Genomic DNA, 24,704 nt, shown 5'->3' on the forward strand with positions numbered 1-24,704 from the left:
GCCCGGTAATTGCGTTCATTTGCCACCCCTCCCCCCCCCCTCCCCCCCCCCCCCCCCACCCCCCCCCCCCCCTCCCCCCTCCCCCCCCCCCCCCCCCCCCCGCCGCTCGTCGAGCGGTGTGGTCACTGTGGTCATCGTTACTTGAGCGCCTTCATGGCCGCGACGAACTGCTCGGGCGAGGACTTGCCGGCGAACAGCTTGTTGATCTCGGTGAGCATCGGCTGGGCCTGGTCGGCTTCGAGCGCCTGGTCCCAGGAGAGGGTGAAGCTGGGGGCCTTGCGGACCATCTCGTACTGGAACGTCGCGAAGTCCGGGTTGGGCGATGTGCTCAGCATTTCCCCGGCGTTGGAGGTCGTGGGGATGTCGCCGTTGTCGACGAGGGCCTGGGTGTAGTCCTTGGACGCCATCTGCTTCAGGAACGCGACGGCTGTGTCCTTGTGCTTCGTCCGGGCGTTGACGGACCAGTAGTTGGTGGGGTTGCCCACCACGTTGGCGGCGTCGCCGGTGCCGCCGGTGACGGTCGGGAAGGCGGTCCAGCCGAGGTCCTTCTTCGCGAAGCCGGGGGCCTTGCCGAGCTGCGTCGAGTACTCCCAGGAGCCCATCAGGTGCATGGCGGCCCTGCCCTGGGCGAAGAGCGCGGGTGCGCCGCCGTTGGAGTAGGAGACCGAGTGGAAGTTGGTGCCGAAGGCACCGTCGTCGATGAGCTTCTTCACGGACCGGGCGGCCTCGAGGACGGCGGGATGGCCCCAGGCGGACGTGTCGCCGTTCTGGATCCTGCGGAAGACCTCCGGGCCGCCGATGCGGTCCAGCAGGTATTCGAGCCACATCAGCTCGGTCCAGGCGTCGGTCGCGCCCAGCGCGAAGGGCGTGATCTTCGCGGCCTTGAAGGTGGTGACGGCCTTCTGCAGGTCGTCCCATGTCTTCGGCGGCTGCAGGCCGTTCTCGGCGAAGAGTGTCTTGTTGTAGAAGAGCATCACCGGCTGCATGCCGCGCATCGGGACGCCGTAGATCTTGCCGTCGAGGCTGCCCGCGGTGACGACGGAGGACAGGAAGCCGCTCTTGAGCGTGGGGTCGTCGTCGACCGTGGCGGTGAGATCGACGAGCTGGCCGGCGTCCACGTAGGGCTTGATGGAGCCGCCGCCCCAGTTGAAGAAGATGTCGGGGGCGTTCGGAGAGCCCATGGCGGTGCGCAGCTTGTTGACGTACTCGGCGCCGGGCACCGTGACCAGCTTGACCTTGACGTCGGAGGTCTTGTTGAAGGTATCGACGGCGGCCTGCTGCACCTTCACCGCGTCGTCGCCGTAGACGTAGGCGGTGATGGTGCCGCTCCCGCTGCCCGTGCCGCTGCCGGAGCCGCAGCCGGCGAGGACCGCTGCCATCGCCGTCGCGGCGAGTCCCGCTGTCCATCTGGCCGTACGCGTACCTCTGCAGAGAAAGCGCGACCTCATGGCCACCCCTTGTCGAAAGTTTCGAAATGCTTGCCGAATGTTGCCGGAACCGTACGAGGGGGTTTCGGGGGCGTCAAGGGGTTGGGCGCAGCGTTTGCCTGACGGGGATCCCGGCCTTGTGTTCAAGGGCCGGCGGGCTAGGATCCCCGTATGAGACCCGCAAACGTGGAGTCCCGGCCGGAGGATCCGTCGTCGGAGGAACCGGTCGAGGGCGGCGCGACACTGGCCGAGATCGCCCGGGCTGCCGGTGTTTCCACTCCGACAGTTTCGAAAGTGCTCAACGGGCGCGCGGATGTCGCGGCCGCCACCCGCACCCGCGTCGAGGAGCTGCTGCGACTGCACGGCTACCGGCGCCGACGCGGTACCGCGCAGCAGTCCCGCATGATCGACCTCGTCTTCCACGAGCTGGAGAGCTCCTGGGCCATGGAGGTCATCCGGGGTGTGGAGAACGTGGCCCGCGAGGAGGGGCTGAGTCTGGTGCTCTCGGAGAGCGCGGGCCGTCTGACACCCGGCCAGACCTGGGTCGACGGGGTGCTGGCGCGCCGGCCTGCCGGAGTGATCCTGGTGCTCTCGGACCTCGACGCGGCACAGCGCGCCCAGCTGACGAGCCGGGACATCCCGTTCGTGGTGGTGGACCCGGCCGGGGATCCTGGCGACGACGTTCCGTCGGTCGGTGCCACGAACTGGCAGGGCGGTCTTGCCGCGACGCGCCATCTGCTGGAGCTCGGCCATCGCCGTATCGCTGTGATCGGCGGCCCGTCGCGGATGATGTGCAGCCGGGCGCGGATCGACGGCTACCGCTCGGCACTGGAGGCGGCCGGGGTACCGGCCGATCCCGATCTGGTGCGGGAGGGCGACTTCCACCACGAGGCCGGGTACGCGGCGGGACTGGAGCTGCTGCGGCTCCCGGATCCGCCGACCGCGGTGTTCACCGGCAACGACATCCAGGCGCTCGGACTCTACGAGGCGGCACGGGAATCGGGGCTGCGGATCCCCGAGGACCTGAGCGTGGTGGGCTTCGACGACCTGCCACTGGCCCGCTGGGTGGGCCCGCCGCTGACGACGGTGCGCCAGCCCCTGACGGAGATGGCGGAGACGGCGGCGCGCATGGTTCTCGCTCTGGGCAGCGGCCGCCGCCCGTCGGCGACGCGGGTGGATCTGGCGACCAGTCTGGTGACCCGCAACAGCACCGCCCCGCCGAAGGCGTAACGGCCGGGCCCCGCAGGACTGATGTTTGACCGGATCCGCCGGGACTGCGCTCTTGTCCGCCCGCCCGTTGTCCCCAACAGTTCGTTCCATGGCGACAGTTGTGCTGGTCGGGACGCTGGACACCAAGGGTGTGGAATACGGCTGGCTGCGCGGGCGGCTGCTGGACAACGGTGTCGACGTGCTGGTGGTCGACACCGGGGTGCTCGGCGAACCGCGCATCGGCGCCGACGTGACGCGCGAGGAGGTGGCCCGGGCGGCAGGCGCCGACACAGCCGCGCTGCGTGCTGCCGGGGACCGGGGAGCCGCCGTGACCACGATGGCGCGAGGTGCGGCCGAGATCGTCGTACGGCTGCACGACGCGGGACGGCTGCACGGCGTGCTGGCGATAGGCGGCAGCGGGGGCACGTCCATCGCCACCCGGGCAATGCGCATGCTGCCCCTGGGGGTTCCCAAGCTGATGGTGTCGTCCATGGCGGCGGGGGACGTGTCGCCCTACGTCGGCTCCTCGGACATCACGATGATGTACAGCGTCGTCGACATCGCCGGAATCAATGCCGTGTCCGGGCCTGTGCTCGCCAACGCCGCCGACGCGGCCGCCGGTATGGCGAAGGGCTTCGCGGCCTCGGGCCGGGCGCTGCGCGCCGCCGATCTGGCCGCGGGCGGACGGCCCCTGGTGGCAACCAGCATGGCGGGGGTGACGACGGTAGGTGTCGACGCGGCGCGGGAGCGGCTCGGCGAACTCGGGTACGAGGTACTGGTCTTCCACGTCAGCGGGGCCGGCGGGCGGACCCTGGAGTCACTGGCCGCCCGGAAACTCTTCGCGGGAGTGCTGGATCTGACGCTGAGCGAGCTCGCGGACGATCTGGTCGGCGGCATTCTGACGGCCGGGCCCGACCGGCTGACCGCCGCCGGGCGCCACGGTGTACCGCAGGTGGTGAGTCTCGGGGCGCTGGACATGGTGAAGTTCGGCCCGCCGGACACACTCCCGGCGGCGGTGCGAACCCGTTATGTGCAGGTGCACAATCCGTCGATCACGGTGGTCCGGACGACGGCGGAGGAATGTGCCGAGCTGGGGCGGCGGGTCGCGGCGAAGCTCCGGGCGGCGAAGGGGCCGGCCGAGGTGTGCGTGCCGCTGCGTGGCCTGTCGACTCTGGGCGCGCCAGGCGGTCCGTACCATGACCCTGCGCTGGACGGGGCGCTGTTCGCGGCTCTGCGCGAGGGGCTGCGGGGCAGCCGTGTCCCGGTGCTCGACTTCGACACGGACATCAACAGCCCCGAATTCGGCCGCGCCACCGCCGACCGTATGCACCGGATGATCACCGGAGCTGCCACGGCGCCCTGAACACCGCCTGTGAGCAGCAACACCCGCTCCCGCAACGGCCGCCCGACGCTCGGTGATACGCATGAGCGCGGAACGGTTACGGGGCGAGCGGCGCGTCCAGCAGGGCCGTCAGGTCGCGGACGAACGCCGCGGTCCGGTCGCTGTCCGGTCCGCCCAGCGGCGCGAGCTGCCGGTCGATGAGCCGGCGCACGACCTCGACCGCCCGTCCCGTGACATCGCGGCCCCGCTCGGAAAGGGCGAGCCGCACCGCGCGGCTGTCGGTGGTGTCCCTGGTGCGTTCGATCAGGCCGTCGGCTTCCAGGGTGCGGGCGAGCTTGGAGACGTAGAGCGCCTCGAGGCCGGTGTGGTCGGCCAGTTCGCGCTGGCTCGGGCGCACGCCGGAGCGGTCCAGGCCGTACAGGGTCCCCATCAGGGAGTACTGGGCATGGGTCAGACCCAGGGGCGCGAGCGCCCTGTCGACGGCGACGCGCCACTTCATGGACAGCCGCCACACCAGGAAGCCTGGCGTGGGGCCCTCGGATGCCTTGTTCACCCGAGACACTGTACATGGCTACTATCTCCATGACCCCCGGCCGACCGGCACAGGCCGAGCGGTGACGCGCGGGCCGGCGCCGGGAGGCTACGGCATCAGTTGCTCGGTCCAGATCGTCTTCCCCGACGCCGTGTACCGGCTCCCCCAGCGATGTGTCAGCTGCGCGATGAGGAACAGTCCCCGACCCCCCTCGTCCGTCACCTGTGCCCTGCGCAGATGGGGCTGGGTCTGGCTGGGATCGGACACCTCGCACACCAGCCGCTGGTCCCTGATGAGCCGTACCCCCACCGGGCCGCCCGCGTAGCGGATCGCATTGGTGAGCAGTTCGCTGACGATCAGTTCGGTGGTGAACGCGAGGTCGTCCAGCCCCCATCGGGCGAGTCGGCGGGTCACCTGCGCGCGGGCGTCCGCCACGATCTTCCCGTCCGCGGGGAACTCCCACTCGGCGACGGCGCCGTCGGGGGTCGCCGCCAGCCTGGCCAGCAGCAGGGCGGCATCGTCGTCGGGCGGTTCGGCCAGGAACGGGGCGAGGAGGTCCCGCCCGATCTCCGGTACCGGCCGCGCCGCACCCGACCGCCCGGCCGCCTTTCGCAACTGTTCGGCGATGTCGCCGACGCCGCCCGCCTGCGCCTCGGAGAGCGAGCCGGCGGTGAACGCCAGGAGGTCACCGGGGGCGAGTTCCACCTCGATCGGATCGAACGGCGGGCCGTCCAGGCCGAGCGCCGGACCCGGCGGCAGATCTACCGGGCCCGCACCGCCGGACGCCTGGGCCAACACGGGGGGCGCGTGCCCCGCACTGGCCATCCGGCACAGGGTGCTGACCGGGTCGTAGACCGCGTAGAGGCAGGTGGCGCCACGCACCGTGCCCTCCGACCGGCCCGCCTGCTCCTCGTCCGCGAAGCGTACGACGAGGTCGTCGAGGTGGGTCAGCAGTTCGTCCGGCGGCGGATCGAGATCCGAGAGCGTGCGCACGGCCGTGCGCAGACTGCCCATGGCTGCCGCCGCGTTGAGGCCGTGTCCCCGTACGGTGCCCACCACAAAGGCGACGCGCGCCGAGGACAGGGTGATGACGTCGAACCAGCTGCCGCCGGTGCCCGCGAGCGTACGGCCGGAGACATGGATGCCCGCGGTCTCGGCAGCGGTGACCTTCAGCACCGGCCGGGGCAGCAGACTGCGCTGCAGGGTCTCGGCCGTCCGGCGTTCTCGGGTGTAGCGGCGCGCGTTGTCGATCGCGAGGGCGGCTCGGGAACCGATGTCCTCGGCGAAGGCGGCGTCCTGCATGTCGAAGGGAGCGTGTTCGCCGGTCCGCCACAGCGAGACCGCGCCGAGAACGTGCCCGCGCGCCTGGAGGGGCACGACCATGAACGAGGCGGCGCGCTCCGCAAGAGCGAGACGGACGCGGTCGGCGTCGTCCGCGATCCTGGGCCGCAGCGTGTCCAGGTCGGCCACGATGAGGGCCGAACCCATCCGCAGCCGTTCGCTCTCGTAGCCCCGGACGCGGATCACGGATCCCTGCGGGTACAGCTCCGGTGGCCAGGCGCCGTCGTCCGCCACCGCGGCGACGCGGCGCAGCGGTGCACCGGTCGCGAACTCGCCGGGCTCCTCGCCGATCAGGACAGCCTCCGTGATGTCCACGGCGGCCAGGTCGGCGAAGGCCGGGACCAGCAGATCGGCGAGGACCTGCGCGTTGGGTCCGACCTCCAGCGACCGGCCGAGCGCCGACGCGGCCGTGGTGACGAGCGCCGCCCGCCGCCGGGCGCGCTCGTGTTCGGTGACGTCGGTGAACGTGACGGCGACGCCCCGCACGGCGCCCCTCTCCCCGGCGATCCGGAACGCGGACAGCGAGATGGTCCGGTCGTACTCGGGTGCCGTGGCGAGCCTCGCCGACGTGACGAAGTCGACCAGCGGTTCCCCTGTTGTCGCGACCCGGCGCAACTGCGCCGCGACCACGGCCGCGTCCTCGGGCACCAGCAGGTCCTCGATCCGCCGGCCGATGGCGTTGCTGACGATCGCGCGGCCGGGGCCGGGCCGGACGTCCCCGGGCAGCGGGTTGATGCGCATCAGGCGCAGTTCGGCGTCGTGGATGGCGAGCCCGATGCCCGTCTGCGAGAACAGCGCCCGTACGAGCGCCTCGTTCTCCTCCCGCCGGTCGGCGGCGCGCGCGTCCTCGAGCCGCAGCAGGAACCGGGCCGGCCGCAGGCCCTCGGCGGGCATCAGATCCAGCAGTACGGGCACGGGCTCTCCGGCGCTCCGCAGAGCCGCACGCAGTGAACGACGGTCCTCGGGTGCCGCGTCGTGCAGGCGCGACCACACCCCGGGATCGGTCAGGAGGTCGTCGAGGCTGCGGCCGTGGAGGGCCTCGGCGGGGGTGCCGATCAGGCCGGTCGCGGCGGGAGTGCAGGCGAGGACCGTACCGTCGTGCCCGATCACGAGCAGCGCGCAGTCCTCCTGACGGTCCGCTGGGAACCCGGGGACGTGGTCGCCTGTGCTCACTCGTCGATCACTCCCAGGGGGCGCTCCCGCGATCCGGCGGTCCGTCGTCCTCGGTTGCCTGCCGGCACTCGGGTCCCGCGCCTACATTGAACTCCACCGGGGGCGGGGCCGCCCGTCGGGCCCGGCCGGGCAGAGTCGCGCCACGGAGCGTGCCGTAAGGGCTGCAGGCCGGAAAGGGGCGTGACAGACGCGCAGGGCCGGTTCTAGGATCATGAACACGGCATCGCGTGTCGGTCACCGACCGGGTGAGGCATGGAGGTGCCCGTGAGTTTGCCTTACGGAGGCAATCCACAGTGTCGGTAGAGCTGAATCACACCATCGTCCTCGCACGGAACAACCGGGAATCCGCCGAATTCCTGGCCCATGTCCTCGGTCTCGAGGCCGGGGAGGAATGGGGACCGTTCGTCCCCCTCGCCCTGAGCAACGGCGTCACCCTCGACTTCGCCACGGTCGATCACGAAGTGCCCCTGCAGCACTATGCGTTCCTGGTCTCGGAGGCGGAGTTCGACGGGATCTTCCAGCGCATCAAGGACGCCGGGGTCACGTATTTCGCCGATCCGCACGGTAAGCAGCCGGGCGCGATCAACCACAACGACGGCGGGCGCGGCATGTACTTCATGGAACCCGCCGGGCACGGCATGGAGGTCATCACCCGCCCGTACGGCAGCGGCGGGAGCTGAGCCGGCCGCGCTGGGCGGCGGACGGCAGCACAGCGCGGGCGACTGAGCCGAAAGGGGGCAGGGACATGGCGTCCCTGTCCCCTTTGCGTTGCGCCTCTGACCTGCCATTTTCGCTCCTTCGGCCCAGCATGGCCGTCCCCGGATGGCGCAACGCCACGAACTGCGCCGTAGTGGTAACCGAGTGTGTGCCTACGCTCCGCGGTGCGAGTCGCACGGCGGACGCGTACCGGAAGTCCGCGAACGGAGCCAGCCCATGACCACCGACCCTCTCCACGCAGCAGCACCGGCCGACCACGACACGGACACGGAAAGCTCCGGCGGCAGGACCGCGGTCCTCCGCGGAGCCGCTCGGCGCAGGTCCGAGGCCCGCGGGGCCAGGACTGCCGCGAAGTGGCCGATAGCGGCACTGAACGGCGCGCTGGCGGTGGGGCCGCACAGCCACACGGTGTCCCCCGCCCTGCGCTCGGTGTTGCGCTGGCCGGCGGCAGTCGTCCTGTTCGCCTGCGGTGTGATCCATATACCGACGCACCTCGCCGGACTGCGCTCCGGGGACTACGCGGAGACCCTTTCGGCGGCGGTCACGGTGCTCTGCCTCCTGGGCGCCGCCTGGCTCGCGATGCGGGACACACTGATCATCTGGGCAGCCGTCGCGGGGCTCGCCGTCGGAGTCATCGCGCTCCATGCGGTCGCGAGCGCGGGGACGGTCGAGCTGCTGAACAGCAGCCTCGGCGACTCGATCACCTGGACGAAGGCCACGGCGGTCCTGACGGCGGCGACCGTCGTGCTGCTGTCGGGCTCGGCGCTGTTCCGCGCCGGCCGCCGAGGGTCGTGATCAGGCGGCCCTGCGCACGCGATCGGTGCACCGAATTCGCCATGAGTTCGTGTGGGTCTGCCCCTGTTGGGTACGGGTCGGGCAAGCACAGACGTACGAAGGAGGTGCTCCCTTCATGGAGCGTGGCAGCAACCGGGTGAGCCCGCACAAGGACGACGAGATGAAGCACGAGGTGCAGGGGTATCTGCGGGCCCAGCAGCAGCACACCCGCGTGGAGCAGGCCAACGACCCCGAGCCTGGCGCGGACGACGCGCTGAGCGAAGAGCCCGCCGGGTGGAGCCGTCGGCGCGAGGCTTGAGCGATCGCGGGGAGATGAGCGGCAGGGGATGACCGGGAGTTCCCGGTCATCCCTTGCCCGACACCAGGCGTTCCGCACGCTGCGACGCCTGACGGGCCCGGCGGTGTGCCGTTTCGGCCTCCGCTCGGGCCTCGCGCGCCCGGTCATCGGCCTCGCGGGCCGCCTTGCGGGCGGCACGCAGGTCCAGCCGGGCCTGTTTCAGTTCGTCCGCGAGCGTGTCGACGTGCTCGACCGCCGCCCTCTCCTGCGCCTTGGCGTTCTCGCCGGCCGCGGCGGTGCGCTCGCGTTCCTCGTCCAGCTCCCGGGCCCGGCGCTCGGCGTCGTCGGCCTCGCCGCGCGCTTCTTCGAGCTTCCTGAGCCGTTCCTGTTCCCGGCGACCGTCCGCTGCCCGGCGACCGTCCGCACCGCGGTCCGACCGGGTTGTGCCGTCCTCCGCCTGCGGCCGGGGTCCCCGGCCGTCGTTCCGTCCGGTGCCCGAGGGCTGCGGCACCGCCCCGGGGCCCGCTCCTGCCGCCGTGAAACCGACCGGCGCCGTCAGCGGCCGGTCGAGATGTCCGGCCGACCACTCCGCGGCCGCGTCCGGATCCGCGAGTACGGCGTGCAGCGTGCCCTCGATCTCGCGCAGGGCGGCCTCCCCCAGTTGCTGCCCCTCGGCCGCCGCCAGGTCCCGGGCCTCCCGGGCGAGCGCCGCCACCAGAAGATGCTGCTGCCGGCTCAATTCGCGCAACTGGTCCCCGTCGAGATCGCGATGGGCGGCTCGAAGCGCTTCGCCGAGGCCGATCAGCGGCTGGATCCGTTCCGGTTCCCGGCGTACGAGGAGATTGCCGGCCCATGCGGAGACCGTCGGGCGGCGCAGCGCCCTGATCTGCTCGGCCAGCTCCCGGTCGCCCGCGCTGCGGGCCGCGGCGACCCGCTCGTTGCGCGCGGCGGTGAAGTCCTGCGGGTGCAGTTCGTACAACTCGTCGCGGATGCTCGGAAGGTCCACGGCACTCCTTACGGCCCGGCCCCCCTCGTCCTCCCAGCATGACTCAGGACGTGGGTTCGCCGTACCAGCGCCAGGCGGTGCGTCGGGGACGCCCGGGCAGTTCGCCCCGTCCCGTTGCCCACAGCAGGGTCTGCCAGGGGTCCGTGCCGCCCGGCACATCGGGGAAGAGCCGCCCGAGCACCCTTACGCACAGGTCGGCGGGCGCACTCCAGTCGTGTGCGAGACCCTGCGCCACGTCGTGCGTGTGGACCAGGGTCTCGACGATGCCCATGGCGGCGAAGCCCTCGGGGTCGGACACCCCGAAGACATGGTGGGCCCGCACGCCGGGGGGCACGGTCCGCACCATGGCGACGAGTAGCGCACCGCTGGCCTCCAGTACCTGGACGAGTCCCGCCGCCCCGGCAGCCCGCTCCGCATGCACGACGTTGCCGGGCCCTCCGGGCCTGCGGCTCGCGTAGACGAACGGCACCTCGGTGTCCAAGGGCGGTGTGCGGGGACCGAGTTGGACGGCGTAGGCGAACAGGTCGTCGGCCAGGTGCTCGACGGTCTCCCAGCAGCTCCACTCCAGCGTCCCCGCCTTCGCCTCCCAGTCGGCGTCCGGCGCGGCCGTACGCAGCAGGTCGGACGAGAGCCGCACCGCGCGGTCCAGGTCGTCGGCGGTGACAGGGGACGGGGCATCGCATGTTCGGGACATGGGCGGACGCTATCGGTCCCGGGCGGGCGCCGCCCGGGAATTCTTCCGCGCCGGCGGCCCCGCGGCGCCCCCGCGGACGCGCAGCTACTGCTTCGCGAGCACGGCCTTTCGGTGGCTGAACGTCTCGATGGAGTAGCGGCCGTGGTAGCTGCCCATACCGCTCTCGCCGACACCGCCGAACGGCAGGTCGGAGACCGTCAGATGGGCGAGCGGCAGTCCGAAGCCGAGGCCGCCGGAGGATGTTTCGGCGGCCAGCCGGCTGCGGGTCGCCTCGGATGCGGTGAAGGCGTAGAGGGCGAGCGGCTTGTCACGGTCGTTGATGAAGTCGATGGCCTCGTCCAGCCCGGGCACGGCGACGATCGGCAGGACCGGCCCGAAGATCTCCTCCTGCATGACGGGTGAGGCCGGGTCCACGTCGGCCAGCACGGTCGGCGCGATGTACTTCGTGCCACGGTCGCCGACGCCGCCGGTGACGACGCGGCCGGAGGAGAGGAGCCCGTGCAGCCGGTCGAAGTGGCGTTCGTTGATGATGCGTCCGTACTCGGCGGAGCCGGCCGGGTCGGCCCCGTAGAGCTTCTCCACGGCGTCGGCGAGGGCAGGTTCGAGCGCGCGGGCGGTCTCCGGGTCTGTCAGCACATAGTCCGGGGCCACACATGTCTGGCCGGCGTTCAGGAACTTGCCGCGGACGAGGCGCGCCGCCACAGCGGCGAGGTCCGCGTCCCGGTCGACGAACACCGGTGACTTTCCGCCCAGTTCGAGGGTGACCGGGGTGAGGTGCCGGGCCGCCGCGGTCATCACGATGCGGCCGACGGTGCCGTTGCCGGTGTAGAAGATGTGGTCGAACCGCTCGGCGAGCAGGGCCGTGGTCTCCGGGATGCCGCCCTCGACGACGGCCACCGCGTCGGTGTCGAGGTACTGGGGAAGCAGCCGGGTGAGGGCCGCGGAGGTCGCCGGGGCGAGCTCGCTGGGCTTGGCGACGACGGCGTTGCCGGAGGCGATGGCTCCGACCATGGGCGCGAGGAGGAGCTGCACCGGGTAGTTCCACGGGGCGATCACCAGAACGACGCCCAGCGGGTCGTACTGCGTCCACGCCTCCGCCTCGCCGATGTGGGCGGGAACGGGCGCAGGTTCGGGGCGCAGCCAGGTGTCGAGGTGTTCGAGGGTGTGGTCGATCTCGCGCACGGTGAAGTCGATCTCGGTGCGGAACGCCTCGGTGGTGCTCTTGCCGAGATCCTCGTGGAGGGCGGCCGCGAGGATCTCGCCCTGCTCGGTGAGCATCGCGCGCAGCTGCCGCAGCTGCGCGGTGCGCCATGCGACGGGCTTGGTACGGCCGGAGCGGAACGCCGCGCGCAGGCGGGCCACGACGTCGGCGGGCTGCTCGGGGGAAGGAGTGGAGTTGTTCACGGTGCCTCGCTGGTGGGGAGGGGTCCTGGTGGCGGCCGGCGGGCGTCGTCCCCGCCCGGCCCGCATGCATTAGATGCATAGACCAACGTTTCACGTCGGAAAATACATTCCCCGACAAAGGACTGGCTTTGGATAGCGGCACTCTCTACTATGGATAGTGCCACTCACCAATCATTCGAGAGTCGAGAGGGGACCTCGCCGTGCCGACTCTGCCATGGACCGTCCCGAACAAGGCCGAACCGGGCTCGCAGGCGTTCGTGATGGCCTCCCGCTTCGAGGTGCGTTCCCTCGGGGACGTACCGCGCTTCTTCCTCAAGTCCCTCGCGGTCTGGCGGCAGGTCCGCAGCGCCCCGGGAGCACTCGGCGCCTCGCTGATCGCCCGGCCGGCGAAGCGCACCTTCTACACGCTGTCGGCATGGCAGGACAAGAAGGCCCTCTACACCTACGCCCGCGCGGAGCCGCACCGCAGCATCATGCAGAGCATGCGCTCCACGATGCGCTCCTCCACATTCACCTTCTGGGAGGTACCGGCCGACCGGCTTCCGCTCGACTGGGCCGACGCCCACAGGCGACTGACAGAACAGGCGGCGGCGGACGCCGAGCCGGGGTCCGCCGGCCGGCAGGGATGAGGCGGCGGACGTCAGTCCCCGTCGGCCGCGGCACGCAGCGCCTCGACATCCAGCTTCTGCATGCCGAGCATGGCCTTCATCGCCCGCTGCCCGCGTGCTTCGTCCGGATCGTTCAGCAGCTCCTCCAACACGGCCGGGACCACCTGCCACGACAGACCGAAGCTGTCCTTCACCCAGCCGCACGGGCCCTCCTGACCGCCTGCGGACAGTTTGTTCCAGTAGTAGTCCACCTCCTCCTGGTCGGCGCAGTCGATCAGGAAGGACACGGCCTCGTCGAAGGTGAAGTCGGGCCCGCCGTTGATCGCGGTGAAGTCCTGGCCGTCGAGTACGAAGTCGACGGTCAGGACGGTGCCGGCCGGACGCGGACCCGCCTCGCCGTAGTGGGTGACGTTCTTGATCTTCGAGTTGGGGAAGACCGAGACGTAGAACTCCGCGGCCTCCTTGCCCTGGGTGTCGAACCACAGGTTGGGGGTGATCCTGGGCATGGCGTTCTCCTGACCTCGTCGGGAACTGTTGCGGTCTGCCGGTTCCGACCGTTTCGCCGCCCGGAAATCATCGCTCCCCCGTGCCCGGATTCCCCGGAGGCCACCACGTGCGCCGCCGGAGCACCCGGCGGAGGATGGAAGCGATGACCGGATCCGTGACCTTGATCAGTGAGAGCCCGGAGGACCCGTTCTCGCTGGGTCGTGCCGTCTCCGCGGTTCTGGATCCGCTCGGCCGGGTGACCGGCTGGAGCGACCGTGCCGAGGAGCTGCTCGGGTACACGGCCCGGGACGTCCTCGGCCGAGCCGCCGCCGAACTGCTCGTGGCCCCCGAGGATCTGGACGTCGTGCTGGACGCCGTGGCGGCCTGCGTCAGGGAACGGGGCTGGTTCGGCCTCCTCCCCTTGCGGGCCAAGGACGGCCGCATCCACGGGTTCGGGGTACGCGTCCGGCTCGTCATCCGGGACGGCGGCGATGCGGAATGGTTCCTGGTCGGCGCGCCCGCCACCGAGGTCGAGCAGTGGGAGATCGACCGTTCGGTCATGGACGGCCTGTTCCGCAGATCACCGATCGGGCTCGCCGTCCATGACATCGATCTGAGCCTGCTGCGGGTCAACCGGGCGATCGCCCGGATCGGCGATTTCGGCTGGGCCCAGGCGCGCGGAACGCGGATCGGTGACTACCTGGTCCGTGAGGACGCGGACACCGTCGAGGCGCGACTGCGGGATGTGCTGGAGACCGGGGCACCGCTGATCTTCACCGAACAGTCCTGCCGGCTGCGCACCGAGCCCGCCAAGGAACGGTTCGTCGCCGTCTCCGCGTTCCGGATGGAGGACTCGGCCGGTCGGGTCCTGGGGGTGACACAGCTCGTCGAGGACGTCACCGACCGGTACCGGGCACGGCGCAGACTGGCGTTGCTCAGTGCTGCCGGCGCGGGGATCGGCACCACGCTGAACGTGGCCACGACCGCATCGGAGCTCGCCGATGCGGCCGTGCCGAATCTGGCCGACTGCGCCTCGGTGGACCTGCTGGAGCAGGTGAGCCGCGGCGAGGAACCGGTTGCCGACGGCGGTGCCGGCGCGGTGCGCAGAACGGCACTGCGCAGTATCGAGCCCGAGACCGAGCGCGCGATGTACCCCGTGGGGTCGGCCCACACGTTCCCCCCGGACACACCCCAGGCCAGGTGCCTGTCGGGAGGGCGTCCCGTGCTCGAACCCGTGATCGACGCCCCGTCCGCGCTCGCGGGTCTGGAGTGCGCCGATGCCGTGGGGATGAAGGGCGTGCACTCGCTGATGGTGGTGCCGCTCACCGCGCGCGGTCTCGTGCTGGGGTTCGTGAGCCTGTGGAGGTCACGACTGCCCGAGCCCTTCGAGCAGGACGACCTCACCCTGGCGAACGAACTGGCCGCGCGGGCAGCCGTGTCCATCGACAACGCGCGCCGGTTCACCCAGCAGCGCCGGACCGCGCTCGCCCTCCAGCGCAGGCTGCTGCCCCGTGAACTGCCGGTGCATCCCGCGGTCTTCGTGGCCCACCGCTACATGCCGGCGGGCGGCGCCACGGGCGTCGGCGGCGACTGGTTCGACGTGATCCCCCTGTCCGGGGCGCGCGTCGCTCTGGTGGTCGGCGATGTGGTGGGGCACGGCATCAACGCCGCCGCCACCATGGGCCGGTTGCGTACCGCCGTGCACACCCTGGCCGACCTGGACCTCGAACCGGATGAGGTGCTCTCCCATCTCGACGACCTGGTCGTCCGGCTCGCCGGGGAGCAGGAGCCGGACGAAGAGGGCCTGCCCGGCGAGCAAGTGGTGGGCGCCACATGCCTCTACGCCGTGTACGACCCGGTGAGCCGGCGGTGCAACCTCGCACGTGCCGGTCACCCACCGCCCGTGGTGGTGACCCCGGACGGCGGCGTGAGCGTGCCCGATCTGCCGGCCGGACCGCCGCTGGGGCTGGGCGGACTGCCGTTCGAGGCCGCCGAACTGACCCTGCCCGAGGGCAGTGTGATCGCCCTGTACACGAACGGTCTCGTGGAGGGCGAGCGGCACGACATGGACGACGGTCTCGCCCGGTTGTGCACCACACTCGGCACGCCCGGCAGGACGCTCGACGAGATGGCCCAGGACATCGTCGACGAACTGCTGCCCGCACGGCCGAGCGACGACGTCGCGCTGCTGCTGACACGTACGAGCACGTTGGCGCCCGAGCTCGTCGCCACCTGGGAACTGCCCGCGGAGGCCACGGCTCCGGCCAGGGCACGGCGGCTGGCGACGGACCAGCTCGCGGTGTGGGGCCTGGACGAACTGGCGTTCACGACCGAGCTGATCGTGAGCGAGCTCATCACCAACGCCTACCGCTACGCCGGAGGGCCCGTGACGCTGCGGCTCATCCACCACCACCGGCTGATCTGCGAGGTCACGGACCCGAGCAGCACGTCGCCGCATCTGCGGCGCGCCCGCAACACCGACGAGGGCGGGCGCGGACTGCTCCTCGTCGCGCAGCTGACGGAGCGCTGGGGAACGCGTCACGCACGCGAGGGCAAGACGGTGTGGACGGAGCAACTGCTGCCCCCACCGCCCGGCAAGCCGGTCGTGTGACACGCCTTGCCTGCCGGGCGTACGCAGGACCGGGCGGACCTCAGCCGCGGGCCCGCCGGCGCAGGGCCGGGTCACTCAGCGCAGGCGGCACGTATCCGGCATCCCGGGCGGAGAGCGTGGCGCCCGGCGGCACGATCTTGTCGACCGTGTCGAGTACGTCCTGACTCAGGCGGATACGATCCGCGCCGAGCTGGCTCTCCAACTGCTCGAAGGTACGCGGGCCGATGATCGCCGAGGTGACGGCCGGATGCTCCAGGACGAAGGCCAGGGCCAGTTGCACCAGTGTCAGGCCCGCCTCCTCGGCCAGTTGGGCGAGTGCGTCCACGGCGTCGAGCTTGGCCGCGTTCTCGGGGGCGGTGATGTCGAAGCGCGCGGCCTGGCGCTCGATACGGCTGGACGCGGGCTGTTCACCACCCCGGCGGTACCGGCCGGACAGCCAGCCGCCGGCGAGCGGACTCCAGGTGAGCACGCCCAGTCCGTACCGCTGGGCGACCGGCAGCACCTCGCGTTCGACGCCGCGCGCGAGCAGCGAGTAGGGCGGCTGCTCCGCGACCACGCGTTCCCTTCCGCGGCGCTCGGCGATCCACTGGCCCTCGACGATGGCGGAGGGTTCGAAGGTGGACGTGCCGATGTAGCGGATCTTGCCCTGGCGCACGAGGTCGGTGAGCGCCCCCAGCGTCTCGTCGAAATCGGTCTCCGGCTCGGGCCTGTGCACCTGGTAGAGGTCGATCCATTCGGTGCCGAGCCTGCGCAGGCTGTTCTCCACCTCCCGGATGATCCAACGGCGGCTGTTGCCCTGCTCGTTGACGTCCGGGCCGAGACTGCCGTGGAACTTGGTGGCCAGCACCACACGGTCGCGGCGGCCTCCGGCGAGCGCCTTGCCGACGATCGTCTCGGACTCCCCCGCCGAGTAGACGTCGGCGGTGTCGACGAAGTTGATGCCCGCGTCCAGGGCCCGGTGGATGATGCAGACACTGTCCGCGTGATCGCTGTTGCCGCGCGCGCCGAACATCATGGTGCCGAGGCACAGCGGGCTCACCCTGACGCCGGTGCGTCCGAGCAGGCGGTGGTCGGTCATCGTGCACTCCCATTGACGAGATGATCGAGTGGATCGGTACGGGGTGGGGCCGGTGGCGCGGCCGCCGGCGGTACGGATCGGCGGTAGGCGTCCCACAGCCGGCGGTAGGGCCCCGCGGCGCCGAGCAGCTGCGCGTGGGTTCCGGTCTCGACGACGGTCCCCGCGTCGAGCACCACGACCCGGTCCGCACGGGCCGCCGTGGTCAGCCGGTGTGCGACCACGACCGTCGTGCGCCTGCGGGTCAGGGCGTCGACGGCGGCGGCGACACGGCGCTCGGTGGCGAGGTCCAGCGAAGCGGTCGCCTCGTCGAGCAACAGGATGTCGGGATCGACGAGTTCGGCCCTCGCGAGTGCCAGCAGCTGGCGCTGGCCGGCGGAGAGGGCGCGGCCGTGCTCCCCGACAGGTGTGAGGTAGCCGAACGGCAGGGCCGACACCATCTCGTGCGCGCCGACAGCTCTGGCGGCCGCCTCGACCTCCCGGTCGCTCGCGTCGGGGCGCCCATAGGCGATGGCGTCGCGCACGGTGGCGCCCAGCAGAAGCGGTTCCTGGGGGACGACGCCGAGTCTGCGGCGGTAGCCGGTCAGGTCGAGATCGCGCAGATCGTGGCCGTCGACGCGGACTGCACCGGAGACCGGGTCGTAGAACCGGGCGAGAAGTTTCACCACGGTCGACTTGCCGGCGCCCGTGGTGCCGACGAGGGCGACCGTCTCACCGGGGGCGATGCGCAGCGTGATGCCGCGCAGCACGTCCCGGCCGGCACCGCCCGCGTAGTGGAACGACACGTCGTCGAACTCGATCTCCCCGCGCAGGTCCTGGACCGGGCGCGGAGCCGGCGCCGCCGGGGTGCCGACGAAGGTGCGCATCAGCGCGCGGAGCCGGCCCATGCCGACCACTGCCTGCTGGTAGCCGTCGAACACCTGGGAGAGCTGCTGGATCGGTGAGAAGAACAGCTCCACGTACAGCAGGAACGCGATCAAGGTGCCCGCCGTGAGCTCCCCGGAACGCACCTGCCCCGCCCCCACCGCAAGCACCGCCGCCGTCGAAAGGGTGCCGAGGAACTCGACGAAAGGGAAGAACGTGCCCATGTGGCGCTGGGCGCGCAGCCGCGATTCCCTGAACGACCAGGCGAGCGCGGCGAAGTCCTCGGCGTTGCGCCGCTCGCGGCGGAACGCCTGGGTGACCCGCAGCATCCCGACGTTCTCCTGAAGGCAGGCGTTGACCGCGCTGACCCTCTCGCGGGCCTGAAGATAGGCGGGCACCGAGAAGCGGCGGAACAGCGCGGTGGCACCGATCAGGAGAGGCAGTGCGGCCAGCAGCACGAGCGCGAGCTCCGCGTCGATGACCACGAGCGCGACCAGGACCCCGAGGACTGTCAACAGGCTGACGACGGCCGTGATCAGGCCCGTCTGCAGGAAGTTCGACAGCGCGTCCACGTCGGTGGTCATCCGGGTCATGATGCGTCCGCCGCGCTCGCCCTCGTAGTAATCGAGGCCGAGGCGCTGCAGCTGGGCGAACGTCTTGACCCGCAGGGTGTACAGCAGGCGTTCGCCGGTGCGTCCGGTGGTGCGGACCTGGGCGACGCCGACGAGCCAGTTGGCGGCCACGACCACGGCGGCCGCACCGGCCGCCGCCAGGAGCACGCCCTGCGCACGGCCCGCGACACCGCTGTCCACGCCGTGCCGTACGAGCACGGGGACGGCCAGCTGGGCGACGGCGTCCAAGGCGACGAGCAGCAGCCCGCCGCACAGCGGCAGCCGGAAGGGCCGCAGAAGCGCACCGAGATGGAACGAGGGGTCGGCCTCGACGGCCTGCGCGAGCGGCACCCGGGGTTCCGCAGCCGACAGCGGCAGCCGGTCGAGTGCGGCGACGAGTTCGGGGCTCGGGGGCGCGGAGCCGAGGACGCCGCCGCCCGGTCCGCCGCGTCCGGGCCCGGCGGTGGCAGCGGCCTCCGCGAGCGCGTTGGCGGCACGGACCGCGGTTCCTTCGTGGTGCTCGGGGCGCATGGACCGCGGTCGGCGCCACAGCTCCTCGGTGACTCCCGAGGGTGCGGCGGGCGCACTGTCCGGGCCGGCCGGCTCGGTGCGCCCTGCGGACAGAAGCGATCTGAACAGCGCTGAGCGGGTGTGCAGTTCGTCCAGTGTGCCCGTGTCGACGATCCGTCCACCGTCCATCAACGCGATGCGGTCGGCGAGTTCCAGGGTGGACTCGCGGTGCGCCACGAGGAGCGTGGTACGGCGGCGGCCGCCCTCCGCGATGCCCGCGTGGATCTGCGCCTCCATACGGGCGTCGATCGCCGATGTCGCGTCGTCGAGTACGAGCACGGCCGGGTCGGCGAGCAGGGCGCGCGCCAGGGCGACGCGCTGCCGCTGGCCGCCGGAGAGCGTCAGTCCCTGCTCGCCGACGACGGTGTCGTAGCCGCGCGGCAGGCGTTCGACGAACTCGTCGGCACAGGCGAGCCGGGCAGCCGTGCGTATCTGCTCATCGGTGGCGTCCGGGGATCCGTACGCGATGTTGGCGCGCACGGTGTCGGCGAGCAGGAGGCTCTCCTCGAAGACGAAACCGATCCGGGAACGCAGGGAGGCGAGGGACAGTCCGCGGACGTCGTGGCCGCCGATGGACACCGTTCCCGAACTCGGGTCGTAGAACCTCGGCAGGAGTGCGGCGACGGTCGACTTGCCGCAGCCCGCGGCGCCGATCAGCGCCAGGGTCTCCCCCGGCCGTACGTCCAGGGAGAAGTGGCGGAGCTGAGGTTCACCGTCGCCGTGGCCGAAGGTCACGTCGTGCCAGGCGAGCGCCGGGGCTTCGGAACCGAGTTCCCCGGCATCCGGGGCGTCGGTGATCGCGGGTGCCTCGTCGATGACTTCGAGGACACGTTCGGCGCCCGCCCGGGCCTGCTGCCAGACGGTGAGCAGGGTGGCGACCTGGCGTACCGGGGTGACGAAGGAACCCAGGTACGCGGTGAAGGCGAGAAAGGTCCCGAGCGACAGCCTGCCGTCGAGCGCCAGCCAGCCGCCGAGGGCGAGCACGGCCACCTGCCCGAGCGCGGGGACTGCCTGCAGGGCGGGGTTGTAGCGGCTGGTGAAGGAGACGACCCGCAGCCGTGAGGCGAACAGCCCCCGCACGCGTTCCTCGAGTCCGTGCAGCTCGCGCCGTTCCTGGCCGAAGCCCTTCACGACGCGCACCCCGGTCACGGTCGCCTCGACGGCGGACGCCACTTCCGCGGCCTCCTGCTGGGCGTGCCAGTTGGCGGGGAAGAGAGTGCGGCGACTGCGCAGGGCGATCAGCCACAGGGCGGGGCCGACGACCAGGGCGACCACGGTGAGCTCGGGTGACAGCCACGCCATGAACACCAGCGAGATGCAGAACATCATGGCGTTGCCGGTCATGTTGGGCAGGAACTGCAGCAGCGTCTGGATGAGCGTGATGTCGGAGATGGACCGGCTCACCACCTGCCCGGTGCGCAGATCGTCCTGCTGGGCGCCGCCGAGCCGCAGCAGTGCGGCGAATGCGTCGTTGCGCAGGTCGTACTGGACGCCGAGGGAGAGCCGGCCGGAGCAGTAGCGGCGGGTGAAGGACGCCGCGAAGCGGACCGCCCCGATACCGGCCAGGGTCAGGGTCCAGGGTGCGAGGGAGGCGGTGGTGCCGTCGGCGACACCGTCGACGACACGGCGCAGGACGAGAGGGAGAGTGGCGGTGGCGACTGCCGCGACGGCGGCCGCGGCGAAGGCGAGCGCCAGATCGGTTCGGCGGCGCAGGCAGTAGCCGAACAGCCTGCGTGCCCAGCCGGCGGCCGGTGGCGGACCGGCGGGGCCGGCCTCCGCCGTGGGTGCGGAGGCCGGCCCGTGCATGTCGGTGGGACAGCCCGTCACCGGGATTCCACCAAGTCGATGCCGAGGTGGCCGGCGCTCCGGTCGACGGCGTCGAACAGCCGGTTGGCCGGGCGGGGCAGACCGTAGTGCTCGCGCAGCGTGGTGCCTGTGTACTCGGTGCGGAACAGGCCGCGTTCCTGGAGGATCGGGACCACTTGGTCCACGAAGGTCTCCAGTCCGGACGGCAGGACGGCCGGCATGATGTTGAAGCCGTCCGCGGCTCCGCTGTCGTACCAGTGCTCGATGGTGTCCGCGACCTGCTCGGCGGTGCCCGCGAAGGTGCGGTGTCCACGGCCGCCCCCGAGGCGGCCGATGAGCTGCCGTACGGTCAGCCGTTCGCGCCGCGCCAGCTCCACGATGAGCGTGTAGCGGCTCTTGGCGCCCTCGATCTCGTCCTCGGTCGGGATGCCGTCGGGCAGCTCCGCGTCCAGTTCGAGGTCGTCCGGCGCGATGCGCAGGCGCTGCGCGAGCTGACGCTTGGCGTACTCGGGCACGATCAACCGGTCGAGTTCGGCGTCGAGTTCGCGGGCTTCGGCCTCGGTGTCACCGATGACGGGCACGATGCCGGGAAGGATCTTGATGCCGTCGGGGTCGCGGCCGATGGCGAGGGCGCGCTGCTTGACGTCCTTGTAGAAGGCGATGCCCTCGTCGAGGGTCTGCTGCGCGGTGAACACGGCCTCCGCGTAGCGCGCCGCGAAGTCCTTTCCGTCCTCGCTCGATCCGGCCTGCACGAGGAGGGGGTAGCCCTGCGGGGAGCGTTCCACGTTCAGCGGGCCGTCGACGCGGTAGAACTCGCCCCGGTGGTTGATGTGCCGGACCCGGTCGGCCCTGGCGTGGATCCCGCTCTCCTTGTCGGCCACGACCGCGTCGTCGGCCCAGCTGTCCCAGAGTTTGGTGGCGACGTCGACGAACTCGGCGGCCCGCCGGTAGCGCTCGTGGTGCAGCGGTGTGTCGTCGAGACCGAAGTTCCGGGCCGCGTCGGCTCCGGCCGTGGTGACAATGTTCCAGCCGGCCCGTCCGTTGGAGACATGGTCGAGGGAGGCGAACCGCCGGGCGAGGTTGTACGGCTCGTTGTAGCTGCTGGAGGCGGTGGCGATGAGCCCGATGCGGCTGGTCGCGACCGCCAGCGCGGTCAGCAGCACCGTGGGCTCCAGCTTGCTGACGGGACGGCGGCCCGGGTCGCCCTGCTGCACCGGGCTGTCGGCGAGGAACACCGAGTCCAGCTTGCCCCGTTCGGCGACGCGGGCCAGGTGCGTGAAGTGCTCGATGCCCGTCCCGGTACGCGCCGGGCTCTCGGGCAGCCGCCAGGCGGCCTCGTGGTGCCCCACCGACATCAGGAACGCGTTGAGGTGGAGATGCTTGCGGTCAGGCGTGCGGGACATGGGAGTCGTCCTCCTGATGGCGGTCGGTGGGTGTCGGGTGGGTGTCCACGCCGAGGGCGGCGAGCAGGCTGTCCCGGTACTCCTGGAAGCGCGGGTCGCGCCGGCTCCGGGGGGTGGGCAGATCGACGGTGATGTCGACCGATATCCGGCCCTCGTCGAGAACGACCACCCGGTCGGCGAGCTCCACGGCTTCGTCGACGTCGTGGGTGACGAGCAGGACGGCAGGCCGGTGGCGTTCGTAGAGTTCGCGCAGCAGCCCGTGCATCTTGATGCGGGTCAGCGCGTCGAGTGCGCCGAACGGTTCGTCGGCGAGGAGCAGTTCGGGATCGTGGACGAGGGCGCGGGCCAGTGCGGCACGCTGCTGCTCGCCACCGGACAGCTCATGCGGCCAGGAGCGCTCCCGGCCGTCGAGGCCGACCTCGGCGAGCGCGGTCCGGCCCCGGTCGCGGGCCCGGGCCCGGGAGCCGCGCAGCCCGAGGGTCACGTTGTCGAGCACGCGCAGCCACGGCAGCAGTCGGGAGTCCTGGAAGGAGAGCGAGACCCGCTCGGGAACGGTCAGCTCCCCCGAGCCCTCGACATCGTGGTCGAGGCCGGCCACGGCGCGCAGCAGGGTCGACTTGCCGGAGCCGCTGCGGCCCAGGAGGGCGGTGAACTCGCCCGGCGCGACGGCGAGATCGAGCTCCTCGAGAACGGTCCGTTCGCCGAAGCGGCGGATCAGGCGGGTGGTGCGGACGGCGGCCGGTGCGGTCGCGCCACGGTCCTTCGTCAGCCCGCCAGGGTGCGTCGCCATGACAGAGCCTTCCTCTCGATCGCACGTACCAGGGCGTCGGAGGCGAAGCCGAAGATCCCGTACGCCACCAGGCCGACGATGATCACGTCGGACTGGGCGTACTGCTGGGCCTGGAACATCATGTAGCCGATGCCGCTGGTGGCATTGATCTGTTCGACGACGATCAGGCCCAGCCAGGACGACGTGACGCCGAGTCGCAGTCCGACGAAGAAGCCGGGCAGGGAGCCGGGCAGGACGACCTTGCTCAGGAACCGGCGACGGCTCAGCCCGAGGACTTCGGCGAGCTCCACATGGCGGCTGTCGATGCCGGTGAGCGAGGCGTAGGTGTTGATGTACATGTTGACGGCGACGCCGAGTGCGATGACCGTCACCTTCATCTGTTCGCCGATGCCGAGCCAGAGGATGAGCAGGGGCAGCATCGCGAGTGACGGGATGGCGCGCTTGATCTGGAGCGGGCCGTCGACGAGGTACTCGCCGGTGCGGCTCAGCCCGGCGACCACGGCGAGTGCGACTCCTGCGGCGACGCCGAACAGCAGCCCGAGGCCCGCCCGTTGCAGGGAGATGAGCACGTTTCCCTGGAGCCGGCCGTCGGCGACCAGGTCGGCTGCCGTCGCGACGACGGATCCGGGCCCGGACAGGATGCGCGGGTCGAGGAGGCCTCCGGCGGATGCGGCCCACCAGAGGGCGATGAGCAGCGCGGGTCCGAGGAGCCTGCCGAAGGGTATGCCGCGTCCTGGTCCCAGACGCCGACCGCGGCGGCGGTCCGGGCGGCGTTCGACGGCGGTGGCGGCGGAGTCGGCCGGTGGTGGACCCGCTGCGCCGGGGGGCGCCGGGGGGTCGGCGACGGCCACGGCGGCGGTGCGCGGGCCGGCCAGTGCCTCGGTCATGATTCCTCCCGGTATCCAGCCGGTACGGCACGGGGCGCGACGCCCTCGAAGCGGCGGTCGAACAGGGACGCGGCATCGAGGTCCGGTACGAAACCGCCCTCGGCGAGCAGATCGGCGGTCTCCTGTTCCCAGGCGATGGCCTTGTCCCAGGAGGCCGGGTACCGGGGCTTGGAGAGCGAGTCGACGATGCGCCGGCCGTCGGCCCTGGTGACGCCCTGGTCCTTGACGTAGTAGGCGTCGATCCACCGGTCGGAGTTCTCCCACGCCCAGACCTGGCCCTGGGCCCAGAGCTCCACGAAACTGCGTACGGCTGCGGCCTTCGCAGGGTCGTTCAGCACCTCGACGGGCGCCCAGAGCACGGTGAGCAGATCGACGACGTCGGTACGGACACCGCGAGCACCGTCCTTGGTGTACTGGCTCAGGTACTTGGTCAGCGTCGGCTCGCCCAGCGGCGCCACGTCGACCTGGCGGGACTGGAGCGCGGTGAGGAACTGGGTGCTCGGCAGCTCGACGAGGTCGACGTCGTCGTGGGCGATGCCCGCCTTCTTGAGTGCGCGCAGCACGACTACGCCCTGGGCCTGCCCCTGGGAGAAGCCGATCTTCTTTCCTCTGAAGTGCTCGATGCGCCTGATCGACGAGCCGGGTGCCGTGGCGAAGACGTACGAGGGATGGTTGCGCACCTGTACGGCGACGATTCTGGCCTTCACGCCGATTGCTTCGGCCTGGATCGGTGGAATTCCCGCATTGCTCGCGAGATCGATCGACTGCGCTCGGAACCCCTGGATGATGTCGGGGCCCGCGCTGAGGTTGGGCCATTGGGCGACCTTGAAAGGAAGTTTCCTGCCGAGCCCGGATTCGGCGAACTGAATTCGGGAGGTGCGCACAGCGACGGTCAGCGACGTACCTGCGGGCGGTGGGCCCGTGGGCAGTTCGCCGGCGGGTTCGGAATGGGCGGCGTTGGAGGCCTGGGGTGCGCATCCGGCGGCGGCGAGGACGGCGCCGCCGGCGAGGGCGAGGAATCCTCTGCGCCCGAGATGCGGATACGCGGAAAGGGAGGGCATGGTTCTTCCTTGTCC

At 71.3% G+C, this 24,704-nt stretch carries 19 protein-coding genes and 1 pseudogene; 7 read left to right on the top strand and 13 right to left on the bottom strand.

What is annotated here, in order from left to right:
• Nucleotides 1-137: 137 nt before the first annotated feature.
• Complete coding sequence (locus tag AC067Z_RS14510) at nucleotides 138-1,379, bottom strand: extracellular solute-binding protein (RefSeq protein WP_478789949.1); 1,242 nt, start codon at nucleotides 1,377-1,379, stop codon at nucleotides 138-140.
• Nucleotides 1,380-1,598: 219 nt separating this feature from the next.
• Here AC067Z_RS14510 and AC067Z_RS14515 point away from each other — a divergent pair, with 219 nt between their 5' ends.
• Together AC067Z_RS14515 and AC067Z_RS14520 are read left to right on the top strand one after the other, a co-directional pair.
• Complete coding sequence (locus AC067Z_RS14515) at nucleotides 1,599-2,657, top strand: LacI family DNA-binding transcriptional regulator (RefSeq protein ID WP_478789822.1); 1,059 nt, start codon at nucleotides 1,599-1,601, stop codon at nucleotides 2,655-2,657.
• An 88-nt stretch (nucleotides 2,658-2,745) separates the two neighbouring features.
• Nucleotides 2,746-3,999: a Tm-1-like ATP-binding domain-containing protein gene (locus tag AC067Z_RS14520; RefSeq protein ID WP_478789823.1), complete on the top strand. Its 1,254-nt coding sequence runs from the start codon at nucleotides 2,746-2,748 to the stop codon at nucleotides 3,997-3,999.
• Between the two features lie 76 nt (nucleotides 4,000-4,075).
• On the opposite strand, the gene AC067Z_RS14525 is transcribed toward AC067Z_RS14520, so the two are convergent.
• Nucleotides 4,076-4,531 carry a MarR family winged helix-turn-helix transcriptional regulator gene (locus AC067Z_RS14525; protein ID WP_478789824.1) on the bottom strand — a complete coding sequence of 152 codons (456 nt, stop codon included), beginning with the start codon at nucleotides 4,529-4,531 and terminating at the stop codon, nucleotides 4,076-4,078.
• Between the two features lie 87 nt (nucleotides 4,532-4,618).
• The gene (locus tag AC067Z_RS14530; protein WP_478789825.1) at nucleotides 4,619-7,024 is read right to left on the bottom strand and encodes an ATP-binding SpoIIE family protein phosphatase; all 2,406 of its coding nucleotides are present in this window, start codon (nucleotides 7,022-7,024) and stop codon (nucleotides 4,619-4,621) included.
• 293 nt (nucleotides 7,025-7,317) lie between these two features.
• Between AC067Z_RS14530 and AC067Z_RS14535 the strand changes: the two genes are divergently transcribed.
• The 3 genes and pseudogenes from AC067Z_RS14535 to AC067Z_RS14545 all read left to right on the top strand — a co-directional run.
• Entirely contained in the window at nucleotides 7,318-7,704 is a 387-nt protein-coding gene (locus AC067Z_RS14535) for a VOC family protein (protein ID WP_478789826.1), read from the top strand.
• A gap of 253 nt (nucleotides 7,705-7,957) precedes the next feature.
• Nucleotides 7,958-8,536 (top strand): hypothetical protein, encoded by a 579-nt coding sequence (locus tag AC067Z_RS14540; protein WP_478789827.1) that lies wholly within the window; start codon nucleotides 7,958-7,960, stop codon nucleotides 8,534-8,536.
• A gap of 115 nt (nucleotides 8,537-8,651) precedes the next feature.
• A pseudogene (locus AC067Z_RS14545) lies at nucleotides 8,652-8,792 on the top strand (DUF2795 domain-containing protein); the annotation flags it as partial.
• An 88-nt stretch (nucleotides 8,793-8,880) separates the two neighbouring features.
• On the opposite strand, the gene AC067Z_RS14550 reads toward AC067Z_RS14545, so the two are convergent.
• The 3 genes from AC067Z_RS14550 to AC067Z_RS14560 form a co-directional block, all read right to left on the bottom strand.
• A complete protein-coding gene (locus AC067Z_RS14550; protein WP_478789828.1) occupies nucleotides 8,881-9,819 on the bottom strand; it encodes a hypothetical protein in 939 nt (312 codons plus the stop codon).
• A 43-nt stretch (nucleotides 9,820-9,862) separates the two neighbouring features.
• Nucleotides 9,863-10,513: a maleylpyruvate isomerase N-terminal domain-containing protein gene (locus tag AC067Z_RS14555; RefSeq protein WP_478789829.1), complete on the bottom strand. Its 651-nt coding sequence runs from the start codon at nucleotides 10,511-10,513 to the stop codon at nucleotides 9,863-9,865.
• Between the two features lie 84 nt (nucleotides 10,514-10,597).
• Nucleotides 10,598-11,917 carry an aldehyde dehydrogenase family protein gene (locus AC067Z_RS14560; RefSeq protein WP_478789830.1) on the bottom strand — a complete coding sequence of 440 codons (1,320 nt, stop codon included), beginning with the start codon at nucleotides 11,915-11,917 and terminating at the stop codon, nucleotides 10,598-10,600.
• 200 nt (nucleotides 11,918-12,117) lie between these two features.
• On the opposite strand from AC067Z_RS14560, the gene AC067Z_RS14565 reads away from it, so the two are divergent.
• Nucleotides 12,118-12,546: a DUF3291 domain-containing protein gene (locus tag AC067Z_RS14565; RefSeq protein ID WP_478789831.1), complete on the top strand. Its 429-nt coding sequence runs from the start codon at nucleotides 12,118-12,120 to the stop codon at nucleotides 12,544-12,546.
• 11 nt (nucleotides 12,547-12,557) lie between these two features.
• Here the strand turns inward: AC067Z_RS14565 and AC067Z_RS14570 are convergent, their stop codons facing one another.
• Nucleotides 12,558-13,031 (bottom strand): VOC family protein, encoded by a 474-nt coding sequence (locus AC067Z_RS14570; protein WP_478789832.1) that lies wholly within the window; start codon nucleotides 13,029-13,031, stop codon nucleotides 12,558-12,560.
• 143 nt (nucleotides 13,032-13,174) lie between these two features.
• Between AC067Z_RS14570 and AC067Z_RS14575 the strand changes: the two genes are divergently transcribed.
• Nucleotides 13,175-15,622 (top strand): SpoIIE family protein phosphatase, encoded by a 2,448-nt coding sequence (locus AC067Z_RS14575; protein WP_478789833.1) that lies wholly within the window; start codon nucleotides 13,175-13,177, stop codon nucleotides 15,620-15,622.
• A gap of 40 nt (nucleotides 15,623-15,662) precedes the next feature.
• Here the strand turns inward: AC067Z_RS14575 and AC067Z_RS14580 are convergent, their stop codons facing one another.
• From AC067Z_RS14580 to AC067Z_RS14605, 6 genes are read right to left on the bottom strand one after another with little or no spacing between them, the layout of a single operon-like run.
• On the bottom strand, nucleotides 15,663-16,700 hold the full coding sequence (locus AC067Z_RS14580; RefSeq protein ID WP_478789834.1) for an aldo/keto reductase: 1,038 nt from the start codon (nucleotides 16,698-16,700) through the stop codon (nucleotides 15,663-15,665).
• Nucleotides 16,697-20,548 (bottom strand): ABC transporter ATP-binding protein, encoded by a 3,852-nt coding sequence (locus tag AC067Z_RS14585; RefSeq protein WP_478789950.1) that lies wholly within the window; start codon nucleotides 20,546-20,548, stop codon nucleotides 16,697-16,699. Before AC067Z_RS14585 ends, AC067Z_RS14580 begins: the two co-directional genes overlap by 4 nt.
• 17 nt (nucleotides 20,549-20,565) lie before the next feature.
• Nucleotides 20,566-21,951 carry an LLM class flavin-dependent oxidoreductase gene (locus tag AC067Z_RS14590; RefSeq protein ID WP_478789835.1) on the bottom strand — a complete coding sequence of 462 codons (1,386 nt, stop codon included), beginning with the start codon at nucleotides 21,949-21,951 and terminating at the stop codon, nucleotides 20,566-20,568.
• Nucleotides 21,935-22,741 carry an ABC transporter ATP-binding protein gene (locus AC067Z_RS14595; RefSeq protein ID WP_478789836.1) on the bottom strand — a complete coding sequence of 269 codons (807 nt, stop codon included), beginning with the start codon at nucleotides 22,739-22,741 and terminating at the stop codon, nucleotides 21,935-21,937. Before AC067Z_RS14595 ends, AC067Z_RS14590 begins: the two co-directional genes overlap by 17 nt.
• Nucleotides 22,717-23,628 (bottom strand): ABC transporter permease, encoded by a 912-nt coding sequence (locus AC067Z_RS14600; RefSeq protein ID WP_478789837.1) that lies wholly within the window; start codon nucleotides 23,626-23,628, stop codon nucleotides 22,717-22,719. The genes AC067Z_RS14595 and AC067Z_RS14600 overlap by 25 nt, the downstream gene beginning before the upstream one ends.
• Nucleotides 23,625-24,689 carry an ABC transporter substrate-binding protein gene (locus AC067Z_RS14605; protein ID WP_478789838.1) on the bottom strand — a complete coding sequence of 355 codons (1,065 nt, stop codon included), beginning with the start codon at nucleotides 24,687-24,689 and terminating at the stop codon, nucleotides 23,625-23,627. The genes AC067Z_RS14600 and AC067Z_RS14605 overlap by 4 nt, the downstream gene beginning before the upstream one ends.
• Nucleotides 24,690-24,704 lie beyond the last annotated feature (15 nt).

Source organism: Streptomyces sp. NPDC043812, assembly GCF_056436245.1.

Bases quoted from the DNA above. Each gene is read 5' to 3' on its own strand.
- AC067Z_RS14510 (WP_478789949.1), bottom strand. From the start codon at position 1,379: ATGGCAGCGGTCCTCGCCGGCTGCGGCTCCGGCAGCGGCACGGGCAGC.
- AC067Z_RS14515 (WP_478789822.1), top strand. From the start codon at position 1,599: ATGAGACCCGCAAACGTGGAGTCCCGGCCGGAGGATCCGTCGTCGGAG.
- AC067Z_RS14520 (WP_478789823.1), top strand. From the start codon at position 2,746: ATGGCGACAGTTGTGCTGGTCGGGACGCTGGACACCAAGGGTGTGGAA.
- AC067Z_RS14540 (WP_478789827.1), top strand. From the start codon at position 7,958: ATGACCACCGACCCTCTCCACGCAGCAGCACCGGCCGACCACGACACG.
- AC067Z_RS14555 (WP_478789829.1), bottom strand. From the start codon at position 10,513: ATGTCCCGAACATGCGATGCCCCGTCCCCTGTCACCGCCGACGACCTG.
- AC067Z_RS14570 (WP_478789832.1), bottom strand. From the start codon at position 13,031: ATGCCCAGGATCACCCCCAACCTGTGGTTCGACACCCAGGGCAAGGAG.
- AC067Z_RS14575 (WP_478789833.1), top strand. From the start codon at position 13,175: ATGACCGGATCCGTGACCTTGATCAGTGAGAGCCCGGAGGACCCGTTC.
- AC067Z_RS14580 (WP_478789834.1), bottom strand. From the start codon at position 16,700: ATGACCGACCACCGCCTGCTCGGACGCACCGGCGTCAGGGTGAGCCCG.
- AC067Z_RS14585 (WP_478789950.1), bottom strand. From the start codon at position 20,548: ATGCACGGGCCGGCCTCCGCACCCACGGCGGAGGCCGGCCCCGCCGGT.
- AC067Z_RS14590 (WP_478789835.1), bottom strand. From the start codon at position 21,951: ATGTCCCGCACGCCTGACCGCAAGCATCTCCACCTCAACGCGTTCCTG.
- AC067Z_RS14595 (WP_478789836.1), bottom strand. From the start codon at position 22,741: ATGGCGACGCACCCTGGCGGGCTGACGAAGGACCGTGGCGCGACCGCA.
- AC067Z_RS14600 (WP_478789837.1), bottom strand. From the start codon at position 23,628: ATGACCGAGGCACTGGCCGGCCCGCGCACCGCCGCCGTGGCCGTCGCC.
- AC067Z_RS14605 (WP_478789838.1), bottom strand. From the start codon at position 24,689: ATGCCCTCCCTTTCCGCGTATCCGCATCTCGGGCGCAGAGGATTCCTC.